The organism is Micromonospora sp. NPDC049151 (assembly GCF_040648395.1).
Lineage (GTDB): Bacteria > Actinomycetota > Actinomycetes > Mycobacteriales > Micromonosporaceae > Micromonospora.
The window spans coordinates 1-1,268 of sequence record NZ_JBEZDP010000056.1 but is presented as its reverse complement, the minus strand read 5'-3'; the positions used below and the strand labels follow the sequence as shown (position 1 = coordinate 1,268).

1 protein-coding gene is annotated in these 1,268 nt (G+C 45.6%); it reads left to right on the top strand.

Features of this window, described 5'->3' with window-relative positions; translation table 11 throughout:
* Positions 1 to 325: 325 nt before the first annotated feature.
* Positions 326 to 1,268: IS21 family transposase (istA, locus tag AB0B20_RS29085; protein WP_357475119.1), on the top strand; the 943-nt coding region annotated here is incomplete at its 3' end.

The following is a 1,268-nucleotide window of genomic DNA, read 5'->3' as shown; positions in this document are numbered from 1 at the left end:
TCATTGAACAACCCTTCACTTTTTTCGGGAGTTTATATGCAGCCAGATTACGACAGGCGTTGGCAAAAACCCACAGATGAATTGATAACTAACGTTCCAGCCGTAGTTTATCCCAACGTGGATAAACCGCTTCAAATTGACCCCTCTTCGCCACTTTAAAAAGCCCCCCTTTGCCGAGTTAATTTGATAAGGTCCGCCAAAGCAAAGAGACCCCTTTGCGCCGATCCAAATTGACCCCCTTGAAATCGCAGATTCGTTTGTGCTGAATGGTTTGTAGGAATATGTTTTTGTTTAGCTTTTAGCCGAACAAAAACTGCTGATTACAATGTCCAATAAGCCTATCAAAATGAATAAACTAAGACAGATCATCCGTCTGTACAGTCAGGGGATTGGGACCAAGCGCATCCATGCAATGGTATCAACCTCACGCAATACCATTAAAAAGTATATTCGCATCTGGCAGACACTTGGTATTGGCTATGAGGAGTTCAATGCCAAGAGCGACAGCGATCTGGCCATTATTTTCACTACCCCCGTGGCCAGGATCTCCAGCGCACCCCGTATGCAGATTCTCCAAACACTATTGCCTGATTACTGCAAAAGATTGAAGAAAAAAGGTGTTACAAGGGAATCTCTCCATGAGGAGTATGTAAAGAAACACCCGGATGGATATAGTCGTTCACACTTCAATAATGCCATAATGGTCTATCTGCAGCTTTCCAGATCGGTGATGCATATCGAACATAAGGCTGGCGATAAAATGTATATCGATTTTGCTGGTAAAAAGCTATTTGTTAGCGGGAATGATAATATCAGGCAGGATGTAGAAGTATTCGTAGCGATCCTTGGCTGCAGCCAGCTCACCTATGTTGAGGCTGTGGCCTCACAGAAAAAAGAGGACCTCATCGCCGCCTGTGAAAATGCACTTCGCTATTTCGGAGGTGTACCCGAGGCAATCGTTCCTGATAACCTTCGCTCTGCTGTTACAAGGGGAAGCAGGTATGAGGCGGTACTGAACGATGAGTTTGCAGCGTTTGCGGAACATTATGCCACAACAGTTATTCCTGCACGTGCCTACAAACCTCGCGACAAATCACTTGTAGAAGGAGCTGTGAAGCTTACTAAATCTAAAGTTTACCTGGGCGAATATGCGGCAAGTTTACCAGTTGGTAACAGGACAAACCTGGAAACCTCTCTTGCCGAGGCCTTGTATCTCCTTTCACTTGAACGCAATGGTGATGTGGTGAGCATGGCCTCTTACGCCCCGC